Source organism: Geobacillus sp. FJAT-46040 (genome assembly GCF_002335725.1).
GTDB classification, from domain to species: Bacteria; Bacillota; Bacilli; order Bacillales; family Anoxybacillaceae; genus Geobacillus; species Geobacillus thermoleovorans.
In genome coordinates this window covers 446,633-470,738 of the sequence record NZ_NISS01000001.1, presented here as the reverse complement: position 1 = coordinate 470,738, position 24,106 = coordinate 446,633, and the positions used below count along the sequence as shown (strand labels likewise).

The 24,106-nt window shown below is 54.7% G+C and carries 23 protein-coding genes and 1 other annotated feature; of the genes, 2 read left to right on the top strand and 21 right to left on the bottom strand.

Annotation, left to right across the window (positions count from 1 at the left end):
• Nucleotides 1-2: 2 nt before the first annotated feature.
• The 11 genes from hisS to CD000_RS02395 all read right to left on the bottom strand — a co-directional run bounded on the left by hisS (nt 3) and on the right by CD000_RS02395 (nt 13,811).
• Nucleotides 3-1,283 carry a histidine--tRNA ligase gene (gene hisS, locus CD000_RS02440; protein WP_033006345.1) on the bottom strand — a complete coding sequence of 427 codons (1,281 nt, stop codon included), beginning with the start codon at nt 1,281-1,283 and terminating at the stop codon, nt 3-5.
• Nucleotides 1,284-1,329: 46 nt separating this feature from the next.
• Nucleotides 1,330-1,561, bottom strand: a binding site (T-box leader).
• 200 nt (nt 1,562-1,761) lie between these two features.
• On the bottom strand, nt 1,762-3,291 hold the full coding sequence (gene ahpF / locus CD000_RS02435) for an alkyl hydroperoxide reductase subunit F (RefSeq protein ID WP_096224801.1): 1,530 nt from the start codon (nt 3,289-3,291) through the stop codon (nt 1,762-1,764).
• Between the two features lie 14 nt (nt 3,292-3,305).
• Nucleotides 3,306-3,869, bottom strand: a complete 564-nt coding sequence (gene ahpC / locus CD000_RS02430; protein ID WP_011232052.1) for an alkyl hydroperoxide reductase subunit C — start codon at nt 3,867-3,869, stop codon at nt 3,306-3,308.
• Between the two features lie 234 nt (nt 3,870-4,103).
• Nucleotides 4,104-4,277 carry a hypothetical protein gene (locus CD000_RS18635; RefSeq protein WP_020756192.1) on the bottom strand — a complete coding sequence of 58 codons (174 nt, stop codon included), beginning with the start codon at nt 4,275-4,277 and terminating at the stop codon, nt 4,104-4,106.
• Between the two features lie 80 nt (nt 4,278-4,357).
• On the bottom strand, nt 4,358-4,816 hold the full coding sequence (gene dtd, locus CD000_RS02425) for a D-aminoacyl-tRNA deacylase (protein ID WP_031205947.1): 459 nt from the start codon (nt 4,814-4,816) through the stop codon (nt 4,358-4,360).
• A 23-nt stretch (nt 4,817-4,839) separates the two neighbouring features.
• The gene (locus CD000_RS02420) at nt 4,840-7,038 is read right to left on the bottom strand and encodes a RelA/SpoT family protein (RefSeq protein WP_096224800.1); all 2,199 of its coding nucleotides are present in this window, start codon (nt 7,036-7,038) and stop codon (nt 4,840-4,842) included.
• Between the two features lie 148 nt (nt 7,039-7,186).
• Nucleotides 7,187-7,699: an adenine phosphoribosyltransferase gene (locus CD000_RS02415; protein ID WP_013144641.1), complete on the bottom strand. Its 513-nt coding sequence runs from the start codon at nt 7,697-7,699 to the stop codon at nt 7,187-7,189.
• The gene (gene recJ / locus CD000_RS02410) at nt 7,690-10,056 is read right to left on the bottom strand and encodes a single-stranded-DNA-specific exonuclease RecJ (RefSeq protein ID WP_031205949.1); all 2,367 of its coding nucleotides are present in this window, start codon (nt 10,054-10,056) and stop codon (nt 7,690-7,692) included. Before recJ ends, CD000_RS02415 begins: the two co-directional genes overlap by 10 nt.
• Nucleotides 10,057-10,113: 57 nt before the next feature.
• Nucleotides 10,114-11,022 (bottom strand): cation diffusion facilitator family transporter, encoded by a 909-nt coding sequence (locus CD000_RS02405; RefSeq protein ID WP_014196411.1) that lies wholly within the window; start codon nt 11,020-11,022, stop codon nt 10,114-10,116.
• 136 nt (nt 11,023-11,158) lie between these two features.
• Nucleotides 11,159-13,411 (bottom strand): protein translocase subunit SecDF, encoded by a 2,253-nt coding sequence (secDF, locus tag CD000_RS02400; protein WP_011232059.1) that lies wholly within the window; start codon nt 13,409-13,411, stop codon nt 11,159-11,161.
• A gap of 112 nt (nt 13,412-13,523) precedes the next feature.
• Nucleotides 13,524-13,811 (bottom strand): post-transcriptional regulator, encoded by a 288-nt coding sequence (locus tag CD000_RS02395; RefSeq protein WP_013524218.1) that lies wholly within the window; start codon nt 13,809-13,811, stop codon nt 13,524-13,526.
• Between the two features lie 111 nt (nt 13,812-13,922).
• Here CD000_RS02395 and spoVB point away from each other — a divergent pair, with 111 nt between their 5' ends.
• Nucleotides 13,923-15,485, top strand: a complete 1,563-nt coding sequence (spoVB, locus tag CD000_RS02390) for a stage V sporulation protein B (protein ID WP_096224799.1) — start codon at nt 13,923-13,925, stop codon at nt 15,483-15,485.
• Nucleotides 15,486-15,551: 66 nt separating this feature from the next.
• A complete protein-coding gene (locus CD000_RS02385) occupies nt 15,552-15,935 on the top strand; it encodes a TIGR04086 family membrane protein (protein WP_011232062.1) in 384 nt (127 codons plus the stop codon).
• Nucleotides 15,936-16,098: 163 nt separating this feature from the next.
• Here the strand turns inward: CD000_RS02385 and yajC are convergent, their stop codons facing one another.
• The 10 genes from yajC to nadE form a co-directional block, all read right to left on the bottom strand.
• Nucleotides 16,099-16,371 carry a preprotein translocase subunit YajC gene (yajC, locus tag CD000_RS02380; RefSeq protein ID WP_011232063.1) on the bottom strand — a complete coding sequence of 91 codons (273 nt, stop codon included), beginning with the start codon at nt 16,369-16,371 and terminating at the stop codon, nt 16,099-16,101.
• 23 nt (nt 16,372-16,394) lie between these two features.
• The gene (tgt, locus tag CD000_RS02375) at nt 16,395-17,537 is read right to left on the bottom strand and encodes a tRNA guanosine(34) transglycosylase Tgt (protein ID WP_096224798.1); all 1,143 of its coding nucleotides are present in this window, start codon (nt 17,535-17,537) and stop codon (nt 16,395-16,397) included.
• Nucleotides 17,538-17,554: 17 nt separating this feature from the next.
• Nucleotides 17,555-18,583 (bottom strand): tRNA preQ1(34) S-adenosylmethionine ribosyltransferase-isomerase QueA, encoded by a 1,029-nt coding sequence (gene queA / locus CD000_RS02370; protein WP_023633730.1) that lies wholly within the window; start codon nt 18,581-18,583, stop codon nt 17,555-17,557.
• Between the two features lie 419 nt (nt 18,584-19,002).
• The gene (locus CD000_RS02360) at nt 19,003-19,209 is read right to left on the bottom strand and encodes a DUF2905 domain-containing protein (RefSeq protein ID WP_013524224.1); all 207 of its coding nucleotides are present in this window, start codon (nt 19,207-19,209) and stop codon (nt 19,003-19,005) included.
• Entirely contained in the window at nt 19,206-20,207 is a 1,002-nt protein-coding gene (ruvB, locus tag CD000_RS02355) for a Holliday junction branch migration DNA helicase RuvB (protein WP_096224797.1), read from the bottom strand. Before ruvB ends, CD000_RS02360 begins: the two co-directional genes overlap by 4 nt.
• Before the next feature lie 25 nt (nt 20,208-20,232).
• Entirely contained in the window at nt 20,233-20,817 is a 585-nt protein-coding gene (gene ruvA / locus CD000_RS02350) for a Holliday junction branch migration protein RuvA (RefSeq protein ID WP_011232068.1), read from the bottom strand.
• Between the two features lie 103 nt (nt 20,818-20,920).
• Entirely contained in the window at nt 20,921-21,397 is a 477-nt protein-coding gene (locus tag CD000_RS02345; RefSeq protein ID WP_011232069.1) for an intercompartmental signaling factor BofC, read from the bottom strand.
• 227 nt (nt 21,398-21,624) lie between these two features.
• Nucleotides 21,625-22,365: a YebC/PmpR family DNA-binding transcriptional regulator gene (locus CD000_RS02340; protein ID WP_096224796.1), complete on the bottom strand. Its 741-nt coding sequence runs from the start codon at nt 22,363-22,365 to the stop codon at nt 21,625-21,627.
• Nucleotides 22,366-22,503: 138 nt separating this feature from the next.
• On the bottom strand, nt 22,504-23,238 hold the full coding sequence (locus CD000_RS02335) for a YhcN/YlaJ family sporulation lipoprotein (protein WP_096224795.1): 735 nt from the start codon (nt 23,236-23,238) through the stop codon (nt 22,504-22,506).
• 115 nt (nt 23,239-23,353) lie between these two features.
• The gene (gene nadE, locus CD000_RS02330; RefSeq protein WP_033014805.1) at nt 23,354-24,094 is read right to left on the bottom strand and encodes an NAD(+) synthase; all 741 of its coding nucleotides are present in this window, start codon (nt 24,092-24,094) and stop codon (nt 23,354-23,356) included.
• Nucleotides 24,095-24,106: the final 12 nt, after the last annotated feature.

Genomic DNA, 24,106 nt, shown 5'->3' with positions numbered 1-24,106 from the left:
GCTCACTCCTCCTTCCCGATCCGTTCATGCAAAAAGTGCGCCAACTCGCCGAGCGGTACATTCGTTTGCTCGCCGCTCGCCATATGCTTTACCGCCGCTTCCTGTCTCTCGAGTTCTTCATCGCCGATAATGGCGACAAACGATGCCCCAAGCCGGTCGGCGGCCTTCAGCTGCGCCTTCAATTTTCGGCCCAAATAATCTTGATCGACCCTCAATCCAAAGCGGCGCAATGCATAAACGAGGCGGACCGCCTCGTCTTTCGCCCGCTCACCGACAGCGACGACATAGCAGTCAAGCCCACTCTCCACCGGCAATTCCACTCCTTCGGCGTCAAGGGCGGCCAACAGCCGCTCGATGCTCAAGGCAAAGCCGATGCCCGGCGTCTCCGGACCGCCGATTTCTTGGACAAGCCCGTTGTAACGCCCGCCGCCGCACAGCGTCGCCGCCGCGCCAAATCCTTCCGCTTCGCTCATAATTTCAAACGTCGTGTGGTTGTAATAGTCAAGCCCGCGCACGAGCCGCGCATCGATGACAAACGGGATGCCGAGCGCTGTCAAGTATTGTTTCACTTTCTCAAAATAGGCGCGCGATTCGTCATTTAAATAGTCTAAAATCGACGGCGCCGTCGCCATCAGCTCATGATCGCGGTCTTTTTTGCAGTCGAGAATGCGGAGCGGATTCGTATGAAGCCTCGTCTGGCAGTCCGGGCACAGCTCGTGGATGCGGTTTGAAAAATGGCGAACAAGCGCCTCTCGGTGCGCCCGGCGGCTGTCAAGGTCGCCCAAGCTGTTAATGACAAGCCGGATCCGTTTTAATCCGAGCGCTTCGTAAATATGCATCGCTAGCGCCATCACCTCGGCGTCAATCGCCGGATCGCTGCTGCCGAGCGCCTCGACGCCGAACTGGACGAACTGGCGGAACCGTCCCGCTTCCGGCCGCTCGTAGCGAAACATCGGCCCGCTGTAATACAATTTCAGCGGCTGGTTTGGACTGCCGTACAGCTTATGCTCGACAAACGCTCTGACAACCGGCGCCGTTCCTTCCGGGCGGAGCGTCAGCGCGCGCCCCCCTTTGTCTTCGAACGTGTACATTTCTTTTTGCACAATGTCCGTTGTATCCCCCACGCCGCGCAAAAAAAGCTCCGTATGTTCAAAAATCGGCGTCCGGATTTCCTGATACCCATACCGGCTGCAGAGGCTGCGGGCAATGTGCTCGACATATTGCCATTTTTCCGAGTCACCCGGCAGCACATCTTGTGTCCCTCTTGGAATTTGAAAAGCCATGCTCATCCTCCTTTGCCCAAAATAAAACGCCCTTGTCCCTGTGATCGATAGGGACGAGAGCGTCATTCCCGCGGTGCCACCCTAATTGAAGCCGATCCGGCTTCCGCTTGTCGCCATTAACGCATGGCACACGTTCCCCTTTACTGGCGCAAAGCGCGTTCAAAAGGAAACCTACGGAGTGTCTTTCGTTAAGCCATCATGGAGAAGCGCTCGCAGCCTTGGGCGCTTCCTCTCTGGCCATGTGGACCTTAACTACTTTTCTCCATCATCGGTTGTTCCGTATGAGAAAGATGTAATTTTATATTACGGACAATCTCGCCCGTTTGTCAAGTTGTCCTAGCAGCTGTGATCCATGGTTTTTCGCAAAGAGAAAAACTTTGATGTCTCATCACATTTTTCACCTTGTTTAAAAAAAGAGAGCCAATTCGTTGAACCGCCCCTCCATGGGATCGAAGAGGCGGTCCACCTTCGGCTCTCTTTAATGGCGAATCAAGTAATCAAACGCGCTTAACGCCGCGGTTGCACCCGAGCCCATCGAGATAATGATTTGCTTATAGGCGCTGTCCGTGCAGTCGCCCGCGGCAAAGACGCCTTCAATGTTCGTCGCGCCGCGTTTATCAACAATGATTTCACCGAAGCGATTCCGTTCCACCGTTCCTCCCAACCATTCGGTGTTCGGAACAAGGCCGATTTGCACGAACACGCCTTGCAATTCGATATGATGTTCTTCTCCTGTTTCCCGGTCAATGTACGTCAAGCCGTTGACTTTGTCCGTGCCGGTGATTTCCGTCGTTTGCGCGTTTTTAATCACCGTTACGTTCGGCAAGCTGTACAAACGATCTTGCAAAACAGCATCCGCCTTGAGTTCAGGGGCGAACTCCAGCAGCGTCACATGGCTGGCGATGCCAGCGAGGTCAATCGCCGCTTCGACTCCAGAGTTCCCGCCGCCGATGACCGCCACGTGCTTCCCTTCGAACAGCGGGCCGTCGCAGTGCGGGCAATAGGCGACCCCTTTGTTTTTGAACTCTTCCTCGCCCGGCACGCCAAGGTTGCGCCAACGGGCGCCCGTTGCGATGACAACGGTTTTGCTTTTCAACACAGCGCCGTTTTCCAGCTCGACTTCAATCAAGTCTTTTTTCTCGAGCCGTTTTGCCCGCTGCGAGCTCATGATGTCGACGTTGTATTGCTTTACATGTTCTTCAATGCTGGCCGCAAGCTTCGGTCCTTCCGTATATTTGACGCTGATAAAGTTTTCAATGCCGAGCGTATCTAAAATTTGTCCGCCGAAGCGCTCCGCGACAATGCCAGTGCGAATGCCTTTGCGCGCTGCGTAAATGGCTGCTGTCGCACCTGCAGGGCCGCCGCCGATCACCAGCACATCAAACGGCTCTTTGTTGGCGAAGGAAGAAGCGTCCGGAGCACTCCCTAATTTAGCGAGGATATCTTCAAGCGACATGCGGCCGCTCGCGAACAGTTTGCCGTTTAAAAACACCGTCGGTACGGCCATAATCCCTTTTTGCTCCGCTTCTTCTTTAAACGCCGCCCCGTCGATCATCGTATGCGAAATATCTGGGTTCAACACGCTCATAATGTTGAGCGCTTGCACGACGTCCGGGCAGTTGTGGCAGGTCAGGCTGACGTACGTTTCAAAATGATGTTTGCCTCTGATTTGTTGAATGCGGTCCACGACGTCTTGGCTGACTTTCGGCGGCCGCCCGCTCACTTGAAGCAGCGCCAAAACGAGGGACGTAAATTCATGGCCGAGCGGCACGCCGGCGAAGGTGATGCCGGTGTTTTCGCCGACCCGATTGACGCTGAAGCTCGGCGTTCGTTCCAGCTTCGCTTTTTCCACTTTGATTTTCGGCGACATCGCCGTTAATTCATCGATTAAAGCAAGCATATCGCGGGAAACGTTGTCGTCTCCCGCGCTTACCGTCAAGACAATATCATTTTCAAGCAATTGCAAATACTGGGCTAGTTGCGCCTTGATGTCAGCATCCAGCAGCATCGCCTAAGCCCCCCTTAAATTTTGCCGACGAGGTCTAGGCTTGGCTTCAGCGTTTCCGCTCCTTCTTTCCATTTCGCCGGGCAGACTTCACCCGGATGGTTGCGCACATATTGGGCCGCTTTAATTTTATCAATCAGCGTGCTGGCGTTGCGACCGATGCCGTCCGCATTGATTTCCACCGCTTGAATGACGCCGTCTGGATCGATGATGAACGTGCCGCGCTGCGCCAATCCTTGTTCTTCATCGAGCACATCAAACATGCGCGACAGTTGATGCGAAGGATCGCCAATCATCACGTATTCGATTTTGCTGATGGCTGGCGATGTATCGTGCCATGCTTTATGCGTAAAGTGAGTGTCGGTCGAAACCGAGTACACTTCCACACCAAGTTCTTTAAACGTCGCGTAGTGATCTTGCAAATCTTCGAGCTCCGTCGGGCAGACGAACGTAAAGTCCGCTGGATAGAAGCAAACGATGCTCCATTTCCCCATGAAGTCTTGCTCTGTCACTTCGATGAATTCGCCGTTGTGATACGCTTGGGCACGGAATGGTTGTACTTTTTTCCCAACCAAAGACATTGCTTCATCTACCTCCTGTGACTGTTAGTTTATAATAATTTTAAACCAATACTTATTATCATATAGGGGCATATGTTTGTCAATACATATGCAATGGATTTTTTCCTCTACCGAGCCGGATCAGTGTTGAGCGGATGCGCAGCGCTCATTCGCAGCTGTTTCGTCTGAACAGCCACACCGCCTCGGCCCACGAAACATCCACACGCCCCGTGCGCTCCTTCCAACTCGCCATGTTTACGGACGGGGCTGCTGTTTTTTCAACATTTGTACGTCTTTCGGCGCCACACCGAATTCGGATGCCAACTCAAACGCTCTATATTGGGCCTCGAGCCGCACCCATTCGTGAAAGTCGACGGACAGCACATCGTTTGTCCGGTGCGCCTGCTCGCCTCTTTTGGTTTGCCGCATCGCGCTCCTCCTTTCTTATTGCCGCACTTGTTTTCATCTTTCCCATTTTTCGCCGAAAATAAAAAAGAAACCGGGAAACTTCATCTGTTTCCCGGTTTCTCGCTGCTGTCGATGATCAAGGTGACTGGCCCGTCGTTTGTGAGCGATACGTCCATCATCGCACCGAATACGCCGGTTTCTACATGAACGCCTCTTTCGCGCAAAGCGGCGTTGAACGCCTCATACAGCGGCAAGGCATGGTCGGGCTTGGCCGCCGCCATAAAGTTCGGGCGCCGGCCTTTTCGGCAGTCGCCGTAAAGGGTGAACTGCGACACCGACAGCACCGCCCCGCCGACGTCAAGCAAGGAGCGGTTCATTTTTCCGTCTTCATCTTCAAAAACGCGCAAATGAGCGATTTTCTCAGCCAAATAGGCAGCATCGTCTTCTGTATCTTCATGCGTGATGCCAAGAAGGACGACAAAACCCGCATCAATGGCACCAACGACTTCGCCGCCGACGGTGACTTTGGCCTCTTTCGCCCGCTGGATGACCGCTCTCACTTGCATCCCTCCTTTCGCCGCCCTTAGTTGTTCATCAAGCGCTGGACGGAATAAATGTCGGGAATTTGTTTGATTCGTTCGACGACTTTTTGCAAGTGGCTCAAATTATGAATGGCGATTGTCATATGGATCGTCGCAATTTTATGTCGGTGGTCTGAGCGTCCCGAGACGGCGGAAATATCGGTGCGCGTTTCATTCACCGCCTGCAGCACCTCATTCAACAGGCCGCGACGGTCAAAGCCAGTGATTTCAATATCGACATTGTACTCACGCTCGCCGTTTGCTCCGCTCTCCCATTCAACGGCAATCAATCGATCGGCCGCTTCTTCGGTCTTGACGTTCGGGCAATCGGTGCGGTGGACGGAAATGCCGCGGCCGCGGGTAATGAAGCCGATAATTTCATCGCCCGGCACCGGGTTGCAGCAGCGCGACAAACGGATGAGCAAGTTGTCCATTCCTTGGACGCGAATGCCGCAGTCGCGCTTTTTGCCAGCTGGCAGCTTGGCTTCGAAGACCGCTTCGGCCAGTTTGCGCTGCTGTTCCTCGAGATCGCGCTGCTTCCGCCATTTTTCCGTCAACCGATGGGCGATTTGCGCCGCTGTGATGCCATGATAGCCGACTGCCGCATACATATCGTCTTCGTTCGAGAAGTTGAACTTTTCGGCGACGCGCTTTACGTTGTCCGCCGTCATCACTTCTTTCGGCTCAAAGCCGAGGCTGCGCACCTCTTTTTCGACCATCTCTTTGCCTTTTTCGATGTTTTCTTCACGCCGCTGTTTTTTGAAAAACTGGCGGATTTTGTTGCGCGCCTGCGACGTCTTGGCGAGCTTCAGCCAGTCTTGGCTCGGACCGTACGAATGATTGGAAGTTAAAATTTCGACGATGTCGCCCGTTTGCAGCTTGTAGTCAAGCGGCACCATTTTGCCGTTGACTTTCGCCCCGATCGTCTTGTTGCCGATTTCCGAATGGATGCGGTAAGCGAAATCGATTGGCACCGATCCGGCCGGCAGCTCGATGACATCGCCCTTTGGCGTGAAGACGAACACCATGTCGGAAAACAAATCCATCTTGAGCGATTCCATGAACTCTTCGGCATTGCTCGCGTCGTTTTGCCATTCCAAAATTTCCCGAAACCAAGACAGCTTTTCTTCAAATGAGTTGGGTTTGATCGTCTTTCCTTCTTTGTACGCCCAATGGGCGGCAATCCCGAACTCGGCGATTTGATGCATTTCAAACGTGCGGATTTGCACCTCAAGCGGTTCGCCTTTTGGGCCGATCACCGTCGTATGGAGCGATTGGTACATGTTCGGCTTCGGCATGGCGATGTAGTCTTTAAAGCGCCCGGGCATCGGTTTCCAACATGTATGAATAATGCCGAGCACAGCATAGCAGTCTTTGATGCTGTTGACGATGATGCGGACAGCGAGCAAATCGTAAATTTCGTTGAACTGCTTATTTTGCATCACCATTTTTCGATAAATGCTGTAAATATGTTTCGGACGCCCGGAAATTTCGCAAGGAATATGCACTTCGTTGAGCCGTTCGCGCACTTCTTGAATGACTTCTTCCAAATATTGCTCGCGCTCGGCCCGCTTTTTCTTCATTAAATTGACGATGCGGTAATATTGCTGCGGGTTTAAATAGCGAAGCGCCGTATCCTCAAGCTCCCATTTGATTTTCGAAATGCCGAGTCGATGCGCGAGCGGAGCGAAAATTTCGAGCGTCTCATTGGCAATGCGCCGCTGTTTTTCGGCCGGCAAATGTTTCAATGTCCGCATATTGTGCAGCCGGTCGGCGAGCTTGATCAAAATGACCCGGATATCTTGCGCCATGGCCAAAAACATTTTCCGGTGGTTTTCCGCCTGCTGTTCTTCCTGCGATTTATATTTAATTTTCCCAAGCTTCGTCACCCCGTCGACAAGCATCGCCACTTCCGCGCCGAACTCGCGCTCGAGGTCTTCTTTTGTCGCCTCAGTGTCTTCGATGACATCATGCAAAAACCCGGCGGCGATCGTTGTCGCGTCCATCTTTAAGTCCACCAAAATGCCCGCGACTTGAATCGGGTGGATGATGTATGGTTCGCCCGATTTCCGAAATTGGTCGCGATGGGCGTGCTTGGCAAACTCATACGCCTTTTTCAAAAAGGCGACGTCTTGTTCCGACAAATAGCAGCTCGCTCGTTCAAACACTTGCTCCGCTGTCAGCACTTGTTCATTGGCCATAGGGTTGAATCACCTTTTTAATCGATTAAAATTGAAGCTGCAAAGCACAGAGGTCCGTTGCGTTCATACGGTTAATAAGAAAGAGCACTCATGTGTGAGTGCCCCTTTTTTCTTTATTGTATCCGAAGATGCGAACAATGTCGACTGTTTAAAACTGCATCAACGTCAAAATATCGTAGCCTTCCAATTTTTTGCGGCCGCCAAGCTCGGTAAGCTCAATCAAAAACGCCAATCCGGCCACCACTCCGCCGAGCTGTTCCACCAAATCGATCGTCGCCCGCATCGTCCCGCCCGTCGCCAGCAAATCGTCGGTGATCAACACGCGCTGCCCTGGCTTAATGGCATCTTTATGCATCGTCAAGACATCTGTTCCATATTCCAGGCCATACTCCACACGGACGACTTCGCGCGGCAGCTTCCCTTCCTTGCGCACCGGCGCAAATCCGACGCCAAGCGCATAGGCGACTGGGCATCCGATGATAAAGCCGCGCGCTTCCGGACCAACGACGATATCGATTTGTTTTTCGCGCGCATATTGAACAATTTGGTCGGTCGCATATTTGTACGCCGGACCGTTGTCCATCAGCGTTGTAATATCTTTAAACATGATGCCCGGCTTCGGGAAATCGGGCACAATCGTAATGTATTGTTTTAAGTCCATGATACGTTTGCCTCCTCGTGCGTTTGCGAACGTGTCATTTCCGCCAAACAGCGTTTCAATTGCTCGTAAGTGGAATAGACTAACTGATGCTCCGCCTCGAGCTCATCCCGCCGCCGGCGGTACGTCGGCGATTCGTGCAAATCGCGCTTCGCCGGCTGATGAACGAGCGAAATGACGCCGTTTTGTTCGCTGATAAAGTCAAGCTCTAAAAATACTTTCGCCATAAAATGAACCGTCTCTTCCGTCCAACCGCGGGCGCGGGCCAGCTCACCGCCGCGCTTGGCGAGCGGAAACGAACGGTGTTGATGCAAAAAGGCGTAAAACCATTTAAAATGGTCGCGCGTCGGAAACGTGCGGAAAAATTGCGCCTCGGGCTGGGCAAACACCGCGTAAATGCGCGCCGGCCGCCCGCTGCCAAGAAGCGCCGACAGCAAGGCCAGCCGCGGCGGCACGTCAAGCAGCACGACATAGCGGTCGTCAATCGATAAGGCGCCCGCCTCTTCTTCGGTCGGCACGCAATGAAGCTCCCCGCGAAATGGCGCCACGTCCGGGCGCTGCCCAGTTTCACAGCGAAAGGAGACGACTAGCCGCTTCTCTTTTGGCAGCCGCTCAAGAAGTGGACGGACGTCGCGGCAGCCGCGGACGTCAAACAGCTGGCAGTCGCTGACCGCCAGATCACACAACGACAGCTGCGGCTTGGCGAACCCGTTCCATTCGTTCACCGACAGCTCCCCGACCGCCGAAATGCGCGCATCCGGAGCGATTTCTTCGCATAACGGCCCAAGGCCGAAGCCGATGGCATCGATCGCGGCCCCGTCTTGGGAAAAGACGGCTTTCATATGGGCTCCGTTCGCCCCGACGCGCCGCATGGTTTCAACGGACGCCCCTTCAATGAGAACAAGCGGCCGCGGATTGCCGACGCCAAACGGAGCGAACCGCTCAAGGCTGCGGGCGGCCGACAGCGTCAACTCAGCAATCGAACAGGAAGCATCAATGAACGTCGGCGGCGTAAAATCGTCCTCAGACAACGTTTCGGCGGCGATGTCGTTCAGCCGTTGCCGTAATTCTTCGACATCATCAAGCGACAATGTCATCCCCGCCGCCATCGGGTGGCCGCCAAAGTGCGGCAACAGGTCGCGGCATTGCGACAGGCTGGCGAATAAGTCAAACCCATGAATGCTGCGGGCTGACCCTTTGGCGATCCCTTTTTCCCGGTCGATTGAAAGCACGACCGCCGGGCGGTAAAACTGCTCGACAAGCTTAGAAGCAACAATGCCCACCACTCCGGCATTCCATCCTTCGCCTGCCACAACCAAGACGCGATGTTCCTCAGGAGGAAATTGGCGGCGCACCATGTCCGCCGCTTCTTCAGCGATTTGTGCCACAAGCTGCTGACGTTCGCGGTTTAACTCGTCCATCTCCGCCGCCAGCTGCACCGCTTCGTTCTCATCGTCCGTCATTAAGAGCGCCACTGCCGGATCGGCGCCGCCGAGGCGCCCCGCCGCGTTCAAGCGCGGAGCGATGACAAATCCGACCGTCTGTTCGTTGATGGCCGCCGCATCAATGCGGCATTGCCGAAAAAGAGCGCGCAGCCCGATGCGCTCCGTCGCTCGCAACGCTTCAAGCCCGTGTGCAACAAAGAGGCGGTTTTCCCCAACAAGCGGAACCAAATCAGCGATCGTGCCGATCGCGACCAAATCAAGCAAATGGCGCGGCACCCGCCCAAGCAAGGCATGGGCTACCTTAAACGCAACGCCGACGCCGGCTAAATCGCGAAACGGATATGTACTTCCCGGCTGCTTCGGATGAATGATCGCATGCGCCTCCGGCAACACCGGACCTGGCTCGTGGTGATCCGTTACGATGACATCCATCCCCCACTCGTTGGCGGCCGCAATTTCCTTGACCGCCGCAATCCCATTGTCGACGGTCACAATGACGGAAACGCCGCGCTCTTTTGCGGAGCGAAACGCCGCCATGTTCGGCCCGTATCCTTCCGTAAATCGGTTCGGAATGTAGAACTCGACCGACGCCCCCGCCTCCTTGAGAGCACTCACCATCACCGACGTGCTGCAAACGCCATCGGCATCGTAATCGCCGTATACCAACACGCGTTCACCCGCGTCGATCGCCCGCTTTAGACGCTGAATCGCTCGCTCCATCCCATCAAGCAAAAACGGATCATGAAACGGTTGGCGAAGCGGATTGAGAAACGCCGCCGCCTCCGAGGCCGTCCGCACCCCGCGGCGGACGAGAAGCCTCGCCAATAAGGGCGTGACGCCGGCTTCCTCAGCCAGCCGCCTCACCGCCTGCTCATCGAGGCGCTCCACCTCCCAACGCGTTTTCGCTTTCAACATGTCTCCCACCTCAACTCTCCTTATTATACAAAAAGGAGAAAAGGGCAGGCAACGACATTACGGTTTTTTTTCCGGGTTGTACGGGTTGATGTGAACCATGACATTGCGGACGCGCGGCAGCGTCAGCAGTTTTTCTTTCACTTTCTTTCCGATCCGGTGCCCCTCTTCGACCGTCAATTGCGGATCGACGGCGATTTTCAAATCGACGATGACGTAATGGCCGTGCTCGCGCGCATGCAGCTCATTGATTTGCCGCACATCGGGAATGGACAAGACCGCCTCGCGCAAATAGCCGGCCTCTTCCTCGTGAAGCACATGGTCGATCGCCGTATGGACCGACTGTCGGCCGAGGTCCCATGCCATTTTCAGAACAAGCAGCGAGACGAACAATCCGGCGAGCGGGTCGGCGTATACAAGCCAGTCAATCTCCCATTTTCCACCGACAATGGCGGCGCCGACGCCGATGAGCGCAGCAAACGACGAAAACACATCCGATCGGTGCTCATAGGCGTTGATGATCAGCGCATCGCTGTTTAGCTTTTTCCCGAGCCGGTATTTATAGCGAAACATCGCTTCTTTGACAGCAATCGACAACAACAAGACGTAAATGGCGGCCGCCCCGGGCGGCGACAGTGGGGCGAAAAATGACAGAAACGCCGAGCGCCCGATCTCGATCCCAACGAGAAATAGAAGAACCGCCACAATAATGGCGGCGATTGATTCCGCTTTCCCATGCCCGTACGGATGATCCTCATCCGGCGGGCGCGCAGCGGCCCGCAGTCCGACCCAAACGGCGAACGAGCCGGCAACATCGGACGCTGAATGGGCGGCATCAGCGATCAACGCTTGGCTTTGGCTCCACACGCCGACCGCCGCCTTGACAGCAGCAAGCGCCATATTTCCAGCGATCCCGACGATCGCTGCCGTTTTCGCCTGCCTGAACCGCTGTTCGTGTTCCATGGCCATCTCCCCCACCTTTGCATTCAGCAGCCTCACGCGCTGCCTATGTTGCATCTGACGGTTAGTGTATCCATTTTCCGTCCTAAGCATTGCACCGAACAAAAAGGCGCCGGAAAAGCACATTCGCTTTTCCGGCGCGCTGTTACACTTGCGGTTCGGCCTCGGCCGCCGCTTTTTTGGCTCCTTTCCCTTTTTTGAGCTCCTGTCCTTTCCAAACGACCCAAAGCTGAGAAGCGATGCAAAGCGACGAATAGACGCCGCACACAAGTCCAACGAGCAAGGCGAGGTTGAAATTGCGGATCGCTTCGCTGCCAAAGATGAGCAACGCGATGACCGTAAACAAGACGGTCAAGACGGTATTGACCGAGCGCGTAAATGTTTGCTGCAACGCCCGGTTGACGATATGCTTCAAGTCGTCGACCGTTTTCACTTTCCGCTTTTTCATCAAATCCCGGATGCGGTCAAACGTGACCATCGTATCGTTGATCGAGTACCCGATGATCGTCAGCACCGCGGCGATGAATGTCAAATCGACTTCAAGACGCGTCAAGCTGAACACGGTAATGATAAAAAACGCATCGTGCAATAAGGCGACAATGGCTGCGAGCGCCATTCGCCACTCAAAGCGGATCGTCACGTAAAGAATGATGCCGATGGATGAAATAAGCACAGCAATGAGCGCGTTGCGAGCCAGCTGCTTGCCGACGACCGGAGAGACGGTGCTGATGTTTGGTTCGTTGCCATACGCTTGCTTCAATTCATTTTTCAGCTTGGCAATTTCTTGCTTATCGAGCACGCCAATCAAGCGGACGACGCCTGTTTTCCCATCCGTGCCGGACAGGACGACATCTTCCGGCTTGTAGCCGAGCCGCTCGAAATAGCGGCTCAACTCTTTCGCATCGATCGGCTGGCTGCTCGTCACCTCAACGCGCGTTCCGCTCGTGAAGTCAATGCCAAGATTCAGCCCCAGGGCAAACAACGAGATGACGCCGGCGATCGTCAATGCGCCAGAGAAAATGAAAAACTTTTTGCTATGTTTGACAAAATCCCAGCGGTCAAACTTCGTCGGCACTTCCGTTTCCTCGGTCGTTTCGGCAATGTTTAAGATTTCCGACTTTTTGACGCCAAACCACTCCGGCTTTTTATCGAGCCAGCGGCTTGACACAAGCAGTCCGAGCAACAGCCGCGTGCCGTAAACGGCGGTGAGAAAGCTGACGACGATGCTGATGATGAGCGTCGTCGCAAACCCTTTCACCGAGCTTGTCCCGTAAATAAAAAGAACAGCGCCGGCGATAATCGTCGTAAGGTTGGCGTCAAAAATCGTCGCAAACGACCCGCGGTTGCCAGCACGGAACGCCGACAGCATCGACTTGCCGAGCTTCAGCTCCTCTTTGATCCGTTCGTACGTAATAATGTTGGCATCGACCGCCATCCCAACCCCCAAAATCAGGGCGGCAATGCCTGGCAGCGTCATAACGACGTTCATCCAATCAAACAAAAGCAAAATCAAATAAATGTATACCGACAGCGTAATGACGGCGATGATCCCGGGAAGCCGGTAAAACCAAATCATGAACAAGAAGATCGCCGCCACACCGATGATGCCGGCCAACACCGTTTTTTGCAGGGCGTTTTTCCCAAACTGAGCGCCGACGGACGTGGAGTAAATTTCATGCAGCTCGACCGGCAGCGCGCCGGCATTGAGCAAATCGGCCAGCTGTTGCGCTTCTTTGACCGTAAAATTGCCGACGATCGACACATCCGTCTGATTGAACACTTGGTTGACTGAAGCGGCGGAAATAAATTTCGGATCAGCTTTGCCCGCTTCTTTCCGGTAGGAGTCCACCCCTTCTTTAAAATCGAGCCAAATGACTAAAATGTTGTTTGGCGGCCCCATTTTATATACTTTTTCCGTCACCTGGCGGAACTTGTCGGCGTCTTTCAATTTCAGAGCGACGCTCGGCCGGCCGTTTTCATCAAACGACAGCTTCGCTCCGCCTTGGACGAGGTCGCTTCCGTCCATAAGCACGTTGTCATTGACATCGCGGAACGTCAATTTCGCCTGCGTGGACAAAATTTCGCGCGCCTCATTTTGGTCTTTCACCCCGGCGAGCTGGACGCGGATGCGGTTTCCTCCCTCGATGTCAACGCGCGGCTCGCTGACGCCAAGGACGTTGATCCGTTTATTCAGCGCGCTGACGGTGCTTTGCAGCGTCTCTTGGTCAATCTTATCGCCTTTTTTGGCTGGCTTCACTTCATACAGCACTTCAAAACCGCCTTGCAAGTCAAGGCCCAGTTTGATGTTATGTACAATTCCTTGAATCGTCGGCCCCATCACTCCGGCGAACAAAAGCAGGAGCAGAAAAAAGGCGACGATGCGGCTTCGTTTTACCATTCTCCTTAAGATCCTCCTTCAACTTGCCTCGGCGCCGTCCGCCACAGCGCCAAGCAAAACATTGGCCTCGCCTTCCATTATGAAACAGCAGCCGGCAAGTGTCAATTTTCCACTATAACAATTCCTTTAAAACCCGCTCCAACTCATCATCGCCGGCCGCCTGCTGCTTATACGAACGCATCGTCAAAAACATCATATACTCGCTCGGCGAAAGAGAGAAAATGTCGCTGACCAACTCATGCAGTTTTTTTTCCGCCGGCCGATGCTTCCACTTGCGGGAACATAAACATTCCCACAGCCCGTCCATCGTCACTTGCGTATAGCCGAGAAGACGAAACTCATCGCACTTCGACTCGAGCGCCGGCATGAGCTGTTCGCGCAGCTTCCGGTTTTCATCCATCCCCCATACCCCCTTGTATCCATTGCCGCCTGCCAATCTTGTCATGCTTGGCCATGGGCCTTGCATATATTGTATAAAAGACGGAGGCATTTGAGAAGGCAGGGGGAGAAAATGTCTAAATTTTTACAAGGTACGGTCATTTTAATCGCCGCTGGCTTTATTACGAAAATTCTCGGCTTCATCAACCGAATTGTCGTCGCCCGCATGATCGGCGATGAAGGAGTCGGGCTGTACATGATGGCCGTGCCGACGCTCGTTTTAGCGATTACCGCGACGCAGATCGGGCTGCCGGTCGCCATTTCCAAACTCGTCGCCGAAGCAGAGGCGGCCGGCGACCGGCAGCGGGTGAAACAAATTCTCGTCGTGTCGCTGGCCACCACCGGCGCGCTAAGCATCGTGCTTCTGCCGGCGTTGATCGCTGCTGCGCCATGGCTCTCCCGGACGATGTTCACCGACCCGCGCACGTACTATCCGCTTCTTGCCATCGCTCCAATTGTGCCGATCGTCGCCATCTCTTCGGTGCTGCGCGGCTACTTTCAAGGACGCCAGCAAATGAAACCGTACGCCTACTCGCTCTTGATGGAACAAATCGTCCGCATCAGCTTGATCGCCTTATGCACACAGCCGCTTTTGCCGTATGGCGTCGAGTATGCCGCCGCCGGCGCCATGGCGTCTTCCGTTCTCGGCGAGCTGGCAGCATTATTGTATTTGCTGTTTTTATTTAAGGTTAAAAAATCGATTCGCCTGCGGACAAAGTTTTTTCACTACGTCCAAGCCGGCAAAGAGACGTTCGTCCGCCTCATGCGCATTGCCTTGCCAACGACCGGCGGCCGTTTGATCGGCTCGCTTTCTTGGTTTTTTGAGCCAATCGTCGTCGCCAACAGCTTGGCATTGGCCGGCATCGCCGCCTCCACTGCCACAAGGCAATACGGACAGCTTGTCGGCTACGCGCTGCCGTTGTTGACGTTGCCGTCGTTTATTACGTACGCGCTTTCGACCGCCCTGGTGCCGGCCATCAGCGAAGCCATGGCGCAACGCAAGCTGCTTTTGGTCGAATACCGGATCACCCAGGCGATGCGCTTGTCGCTTATCACCGGCGGCCTTTCCACCGTCATTCTTTACTTGTTCGCCGAGCCGCTCATGCGCTGGATGTACGGCACAAGTGAAGCCGCGATCTTTATTCAAGTGATGGCGCCGTTTTTCTTATTGTATTATTTCCAAGGCCCGCTGCAGGCGGTCTTGCAAGGACTGGACTTGGCGAAAGCCGCCATGACGAACAGCTTGATCGGAGCAGTGGTGAAGCTCGTGTGCATCTTCGTCCTTGCTTCCCATCCAAGTTTGGGCATTATGGGCGCGGCGCTGGCGACTGCAGTCAGCACCGTTCTTGTGACGTTGCTTCACTTTGCCACGGTCGTCAAGGTGGTGTCTTTTTCCATCGATGCGCGCGAGTACATCAAAGCGCTTGGCGCCATCATCGCTGCGGGCGCAATCGGCTATGCGCTCTCCCGCCATCCGCTTTTGGCGGTGCCCGCACCGCTTTGGACGCTGCTTGCCATGGCCGCGACAGCCGCCCTATATGCCGCCTGCCTCGTTCTGTTCCGGCTCATCCGGCGCGAAGAGCTCGTCTACCTTCCGGGGCTGCACTGGCTGGCCGGCAAAAACAAGCGAAAATAAACGTCTAAACCTGTCCGGCGGTGAATATATTGTGGTAAAAAGCGTTTGGGCCAAGGAGGGATCGCGGTGTCACGGCTTGGCAGCGCACTGGTGTATGGAATCGCCACAGTTTTTGTGTTGGCGGCGCTCGTCAGCTTCATTTTTTCGTTGTTGCTCAAATGGACGGACATTCACGAATCGTTGCTCACCTGGATCGTGTTTGCCGCCTCGGTTGTCTCGCTGTTTATCGGCGGCGTTGTCGCCGGCGGAAAAAGCCAAGAAAAAGGATGGCTCGCCGGCGGGCTGACCGGCCTCTTATTTACGGCGATCATCTTTTTGTTTCAATTTCTTGGCATGGAAAAATCGTTTACCGTCGAACAATGGCTGTACCACCTTGCCTTTTTCGCCGCTGCTTCCTTAGGCGGCATCGTCGGGGTCAATTTGTCATCGTCGCGCTATGAACGGACGTAAAAACGACAAACCAGCGCAAAAGCAAAAGGTGTCCTCAAAGCAAACGGGACACCTTTTGTGATGGAGAGCGCGATGGTAAGAAACGAGATTGCGTCTCGCTCGCGCTTTTCACACCGCCGTTCAAATCGGCGCTCAAGCTTAGACGCCGATGGCCGCGCTTTCGCTACGCCTTGCTTTCCGCCACCACTTCTCTCACCGCGGAGCGGTCGAACGTCAGTCGCGTGCCGTCGCCGGCGCGAACGATGATTTTGTCCTCATCGACCGAGTCGATGATGCCGTGCAATCCACCGATCGTGATGATTTTATCGCCTTTTTTCAAATTCGCCTGCATTTGCTGGATGGCGCGTTGCCGTTTTTGTTGCGGGCGAATGAGCAAAAAGTAGAAAAGCACAAAAAACAGCACAATCGGCAACAAATTGGCGATCGCTGCGTTCATGCAATCCCCCTCCTTTCCGGTCGTCAAAAGTTTTTTGCATTCGGCTTGTTGAAGCCGTAGCATTCGAAAAATTCCTCACGGAAATCGGCGAGTCGATCTTCGCGGATCGCTTGTCTCACCTGCTCCATCAATTTTATCAAAAAATAGACGTTATGGTAAGACGTGAGGCGGATGCCAAATGTTTCATCACATTTGATGAGATGGCGGATGTACGCACGCGTATAGTTCCGGCACGTGTAGCAGTCGCAGTTCGGATCGAGCGGCGAGAAGTCGCGAGCGTACTGGGCATTTTTGATCACCACCCGTCCTTCGCTCGTCATCACCGTCCCGTTGCGGCCGATGCGCGTCGGCAATACGCAGTCGAACATGTCGATGCCGCGGATCGCCCCGTCGATGAGCGAATCCGGCGAACCGACGCCCATTAAATAGCGGGGCTTGTCCGCCGGCAGAAGCGGCGTCGTAAACTCAAGCACCCGATTCATGACCTCCTTCGGCTCGCCGACCGACAACCCGCCGACCGCATAGCCCGGGAAATCGAGCGACACTAAATCGCGGGCGCTTTGCCGGCGCAAATCTTCATATTCACCGCCTTGGACGATGCCAAACAGCCCTTGCTCATTCGGGCGGCGGTGCGCCTTCAAGCAGCGCTCCGCCCAACGGCTCGTCCGCTCGATGGACTGTTTCATGTATTCATACGTCGCTGGATACGGCGGGCACTCATCAAACGCCATGATGATGTCGGCGCCAAGCGCATTTTGAATCTCGACTGCTTTTTCCGGCGATAAAAACAGCTTATCGCCGTTTAAATGGTTGCGGAAATAGACGCCTTCTTCCTCGATGCGGCGGAATTCACTGAGGCTGAACACTTGGAAGCCGCCGGAATCCGTCAAAATGCCGCGATCCCAATTCATAAACGCATGCAATCCGCCCGCTTCCGCGACAATGTCATGCCCCGGGCGCAGCCAAAGATGATAGGTGTTGCTTAAAATGACGCCGGCCCCCATTGTCTTCAGCTCTTCCGGCGACAGCGTCTTGACCGTGGCGAGCGTCCCAACCGGCATAAACATCGGCGTTTCAAACGAGCCGTGCGGCGTATGGAGGATGCCAAGGCGCGCGCCCGTCTGCCGGCACGTTTTGATCAGTTCAAAGCGAATCGGTGTCGTCAACGTGCTCGTCTCCTTTCTCAAATGATGAGCATCGCATCACCGAAGCTGAAAAAGCGGTATCGCTCTTTGACCGCTACTTGATACGCGTGCAAAATATTTTCGCGCCCGGCGAGCGCACTCACGAGCATGATGAGCGTCGATTTCGGCAGGTGGAAGTTCGTCACCAGCCCATCAATCCCTTTGAACTCATAGCCCGGATAGATGAAAATGTCGGTCCAGCCGCTTTCTGCAACAAATCGGCCGTTATGTTTGCCGGCGATCGTCTCGAGCGTCCGTGTCGACGTCGTGCCGACGGCGATGATGCGGCCGCCCTGCTCCCGGACGCGGTTTAACGTCTCAGCCGTTTCCTCGCTCATTTGATAAAATTCGGCGTGCATATCGTGCTTCTCGACTTCGTCCACTTGCACTGGCCGAAACGTGCCAAGCCCGACATGAAGGGTGATGAAGACGATATGCACCCCTTTTTCGCGAATGGCGTCAAGCAGCTCTTCGGTGAAATGCAAACCGGCGGTTGGCGCCGCTGCCGAACCAATTTCACGGGCGTACACCGTCTGATACCGTTCCGGGTCGTCAAGCTTTTCTTTAATGTACGGGGGCAGCGGCATCTCCCCAAGTTCGGCCAATACTTCATAAAACAGGCCGTCATACGAAAACTCAAGCACTCGCCCGCCGTGTTCCAGCGTATCGAGGCAGACGGCTTCAAGCTTCCCCTCGCCAAAGGTGAGTTTCGTTCCTGGCTTGACTCGTTTTCCCGGCTTGACGAGCGTCTCCCAACGGTCGCCGTCCAATTGCTTTAACAGCAGCACTTCGACCGTTCCGCCCGTTTCCTCTTTTTCGCCGTAAAGCCGCGCCGGCATGACGCGCGTATCGTTTAAAACGAGGCAGTCGCCCGGATTCAAGTACGAAATAATGTTGCGAAACGTTTCATGGCGAATGGCGCCCGTTCGTTTATCGAGCACCATGAGCCTTGATGCCGCCCGGTCTGGAAGCGGCGTTTGCGCAATCAACTCTTCCGGCAAATGAAAATCAAACAAATCGACTTTCATCCTATTTCGCGCAGGAGACTCCCACTTCAACGACCAAAGGGAGTAAGTGGGAGAGGAATGCGCGTTCCCCCCTTTCTTTTGTGTATGATATAATAAAGGCGTGGAGAAAACCGTTCAATAAAGGCACTCCAATCACGGCTACTCGATGTATGGAGTTGGTTACAGGAAACGTTGTAACCGTAAAACATCGAGCGTAGGTCCGTCTGTTGTGTGTGGAAGCCAAGTACTGCCAACAGACACACCGAGAGAATCGGTAACGATGCAGGCATGACCTGCGTCGTTGGGTAGTCGTCAACCTGCCCCCTGATGCAACCCCAAGTCAAGGAAGGAGGACGAAGTCCGTTTGCACTTCTGGGGAGTTGCAAGCCCCCACTTCAAGCGTTAGCTAAGTGGGGGTAGTTGACGCAGTTCTCCTTCCTTCAGCGAAATCGTCCGAGCACGTAAAAAATCAACGATAACACAACGCTCAGCAAGATGGATGTCACAACGGGAAAATAAAACGTCATATTCCCTTTGCGGATGACGATATCCCCCGGCAAGCGGCCGAGTTTGACAAACTGCATGACAAACCCGACAATGATGAGCACAACGCCGATCGTCATGATCAACTTTGGCAAGCTGTTCACCGCTTCGGAACCTCCATTCCTAAATGGGTGTACGCAGCCGGCGTGACGACGCGCCCGCGCGGCGTACGCTGCAAGAGACCGATCTGCATCAAGTACGGCTCATACACTTCTTCAATCGTTTGTGCTTCTTCGCCGATGACGGCCGCCAGCGTTTCGAGCCCGACCGGGCCGCCGGCGAATTTTTCAATCATCGCTGAAAGCAGCTTATGGTCGATTTGGTCGAGCCCGAGCCGGTCGACTTGCAACCGCTCGAGCGCCTCGACAGCAAGCGGCAGCGTAATTCCCCTCTCTCCGCGCACTTGCGCAAAATCGCGGACGCGCCGCAGCAAACGGTTGGCGATGCGCGGCGTGCCGCGCGCCCGACGGGCAAGCTCAAGCGCCGCTTCGCGCTCGATGCCGATTTGCAAGATGGCCGCCGCCCGCTCAATGATTTGGGCGAGTTGGTCGACGTGATAGTATTCGAGCCGGCTGATGACACCAAACCGGTCGCGAAGCGGCGCCGACAGCGCCCCGGCTCTCGTCGTCGCCCCGACGAGCGTAAATGGCGGCAAGTCGAGGCGAAGCGTGCGCGCATCCGGCCCTTTGCCAATCGTGATATCTAAGCAATAATCTTCCATCGCCGGATAGAGCACCTCTTCCACCGCCCGCGGCAGCCGGTGGATCTCATCAATAAAGAGCACATCCCCCGGCTCAAGCGAAGTGAGAAGCGCCGCCAAATCTCCCGGCCGCTCGAGCGCCGGTCCAGATGTCGCTCGCAGCTTGACGCCCATTTCATTGGCGATGATCACGGCGAGCGTCGTTTTCCCAAGCCCCGGCGGTCCGTACAGCAGCACATGGTCGAGCGTCTCTTCGCGGAGCTTGGCCGCTTCAATGAACACTTTTAAGTTTTCTTTGATCTTATCTTGCCCGATATATTCATGCAAATATTGCGGGCGCAAACTCGGTTCAAGCGCAGTTTCTCCCCCTAAGACCTCCCCGGATACAAGCCGTTCCTCCACCGTCATTCCTCCCTTTGGCCGCTGTTTATCCCAAAAGCAGCGCCAGCGCCCGCTTCACATACTGTTCCGTCGACATCGCTTCTTCGCGGAGCGCCGGAATGATTTTCTCGATCTCCCGTTCAGCGTAGCCGAGCGCCTTGAGCGCCGCCACCGCCTCGGCGAGCGCACCGGAAAGCGGTGCGGCCGAACGTGCAGCCGCCGGCGCCGCAAGCGCCCCGAGCTTCCCTTTTAAATCCAAAATCATTTGCCGGGCCGTCTTTTTGCCCACGCCTGGAAACTTGCATAAAAACGCCTCGTTTTCTTCCTCGATGGCCCGCGCCAGTTCATCCGGACGCCCGGCCGCCAAAATGGCGAGGCCGCCTTTCGGCCCGATGCCCGACACTTGCAGCAGCTTGGCGAACAAGTTGCGCTCCTCGCGCGTTGGGAACCCGTACAAGGCGTGCACACCTTCGCGTACATATTCGTATGTATAGACGGTCACCGCCGCCTCGCGGCTTTCCTGAAACGCAAACGGGTTCGGCGTAAAGATCTCGTAGCCGATGCCGTTATGGTCGATGACGATATATTCCGGGCAGACGTAATCGACATACCCACGGATAAACTCGATCAATGGATGCTCCTCTCCTTTTTTCGTCCTTTCATTGTATCATATGATTTCATTATAGCAAAAAGAAATCCCGCGATGTGCTTTGCACCACGGGCTTTCGCTTGGTTTATTGGACGACCGCAAAATGGCGGTACATTTCGATCACTTGTTCATACCGCTCTTTCGAGAGGACGCGAATTCCTTTCTTCAGCTTTTCTTGCTGACGGCTTTCGAGCTTTTGCACGTCGATTTGGAAAAACGACTGGATGATTTCGCTCGACCGGCCCGGTTTGCCGTTGAAGATAGACAACGTGCCATCGTCCGTAATTCCGAAGTAGCCGTTTGTTTTTAACAACGGCGAAATGTCGTTGATTGTTTTGCGAAACACGATCGTCTGATCATCGAGCGTCACGAGTTGCCAACCGCGATATTTTTTCCATATTTCTGTCATCGAATCGACGGTTTCGGTGACTTTCTCTTCGCTCATCTCTCCGTCCAAGTATTGCCGCTCGAGCACAATCGTCATCTTAACCGGTGCGGCGGAGGCCGAATGAACCGGCAACACGATGGCGGCGATCCACAGTATGAGGGAAAGAATTCGCATCGTTTGTTCCTCTCTTCTCGGATGATGGTTCCTTTACGCCACTAGTTTCACCAGCGGACGCCATTTTATTCCTTGATCCATCAGCTTTTTTGCCAAGCAAGCTGCCGCCGATCCAAAAAGTGGGGCGGGGATTCGAGCCAACGGCGCTCGATCATCATATTCCATTATGTTCCACGACCTTCGAACGTATGTACAAAAAAATCCGCCGGCTTCACCGACGGACGTCGCTACTCCTCAAGCACCGATTCGTCCAAATTATGGTACACTTCTTGGACGTCATCATCATCTTCAAGCGTATCGATCAACTTCAGCATTTTTTTCAAATCGTCGCCCTCAAGCGTCGTATACGTTTGCGGAATCATCGTAATTTCCGCGCTGGCAAACGTGAATCCTTGCTGTTCCAGCTCGTCTTTCACCGTTTCAAACGATTCGGGCGCTGTATAAATTTCGAACGATTCGTCCGTTGTTTCCATCTCCTCGGCGCCCGCTTCAATGGCCAACAGCAGCAATTCATCCTCATCAACGTTGTGCTGTTCGCGGTCAATCACGAGCAGCCCTTTGCGCTCGAACAAATAGGAGACGCAGCCCGTTTCCCCTAAATTGCCGCCGTTTTTCGAAAACGCCGCACGCACGTTGGCGGCGGTGCGGTTTTTATTATCCGTCAGGCAAACGACCATGACGGCAACGCCGCCTGGTCCATATCCTTCGTAGCGAATTTCCTCATAGTTGGTATGTTCTTGGGTTCCAGTTGCTTTTTTAATCGCCCGTTCAATGTTTTCGCTCGGCATATTGGCCGCTTTCGCCTTCTCAATGACAAGGCGCAGGCTCGGATTGGACGTTGGATCGCCTCCGCCGCTTTTGGCGGCCACATAAAGTTCCTTCGCCAGTTTCATGAACAGTTTGCCGCGTTTGGCATCTTGAGCATTTTTCCGCCGTTGGATATTTTTCCACTTCGAATGTCCAGCCATCGACAGTTCTCCTCTCATCGCAACGGAATGTTCCGACTATTACTATAGCAAAAAACGCGGAAATTGTCAGCCAAGCTCCAGCGAAGGAGCAGCCATGAAAAAAGGCGCCCCGCTTTTTTGGGACGCCTTTTTCGTTTGTCACCGAGTGTTTTCCGGCCGTTCTTGAATCGTGCCATCGATAAAAATGGTGCGCAAATCACGGCGGATTTCTTCCATATTGATTGGAGTCCCGCGTCGAAGCGCGTTGTCAATCGTGCGAATGCGGTGGTACATGCTCGGATTCGAGGTGACGCGCACCCGCTTGCCGTCCGCGTACGGAGCGACCGCTTGCTCGACACGCTTCTCAAGCCGCTTGGGATGGCGGGCGTCTGTGGCAATCGCGATGAGCGCCTGATCGCCATACACAACCGCGCGGGCATCGTCGACTCCGTTCACCGCTGCGGCGCGGCGGGAGAGCTTCTCAGCCAAACCGCCGGCATAGCTTCGGTAGTACGACGGGTGCGGATCGACGTTTAGCGAGTGCAAATGCCCATGGTAGTTGTAATCACTGTCACCGAAATCGACGTCGGGCGGAAGAGCCGGAACGTCCGTGTCAAACCGGGTCGCTGCTGGTCCTCCGAGGCGGCCGTCGTCCGTCAAATAATCGGTGACCGGACCGCGGCGCGCCCATATATAACGGTTGTCATAATTGAGCGCATTCGTCCCATATCGGCCATAGCGGAAATCGTCGCCTCGCTCCGTCGAGTAAAAACCGATCGGTCTCGCCGCATCATGATAACGCTGCGCCCCTTCCTCATTCGCCCGGTAGTTGGTGCATGAGGCGAGCAATCCGGCGACCGACAACACGCCGATCCATCTGACCGCGTATCTCAATGGAAAACCCCCCTTGGTTTCCTTCGCCCAAGGCTGGCATGAAGCCAGCCTTACGTTTAGCTTGCGGCAAACGCGGGGGGTTTATCGCTGTCAGTTCAACCCAACGAGATGACAGCTAAAACTTCGGCGGCGCAATCGCCAACTGCCGTTTATGATGCGAACGTTCATGAAGCCGTTCAATAATTTTCCGATCGCGTTCTGGAATCTCTTCCCCTTTTAAATATTTATCGATCATTTCATACGTCGTGCCCATTTCGCTTTCATCCGTCTGCCCTTCCCACAGTCCGGCGCTTGGAGCTTTCTTGATAATTTCTTCCGGGACGCCGAGCAGACGGCCCATTTCGCGCACTTCGCCTTTTGTAAAGTGAATGAGCGGCACTAAATCGACTCCACCGTCACCGTATTTCGTAAAGTAGCCCGTATGCCATTCGGCGGCGTTGTCCGTACCGACGACGAGATAGCCGTAATTGTTGGCGACCGCATACAACGTCGTCATGCGCAAACGCGCCCTTGTATTCGCATCTCCGAGGCGCGCGCGCTCTTCGCTCCATTCCCCGATGGCTTTCAGCTCGGCCTCGACCGCGCCAAACAACGTCCGGTGCGCCTCGGTCAAATCGATGACCAAATGCCGGATGCCGCAGCTTTTCACCACTTTCAGCGCATCTTCCATATCTTTCGGATTGCTTTTGCAAGGCATGATCAGCCCCAGCGAATCGTCCGGAAAGGCACGCTTAATCAAATGGGCGACAACCGCCGAGTCGATGCCGCCGCTGATGCCGACGACCGCCCCGTTTAAACCGGCTGATGAGACTTGGTCACGCAACCATTGCACGAGTTTGTCAATTTTTTCTTGCATCCGCCCTCGACT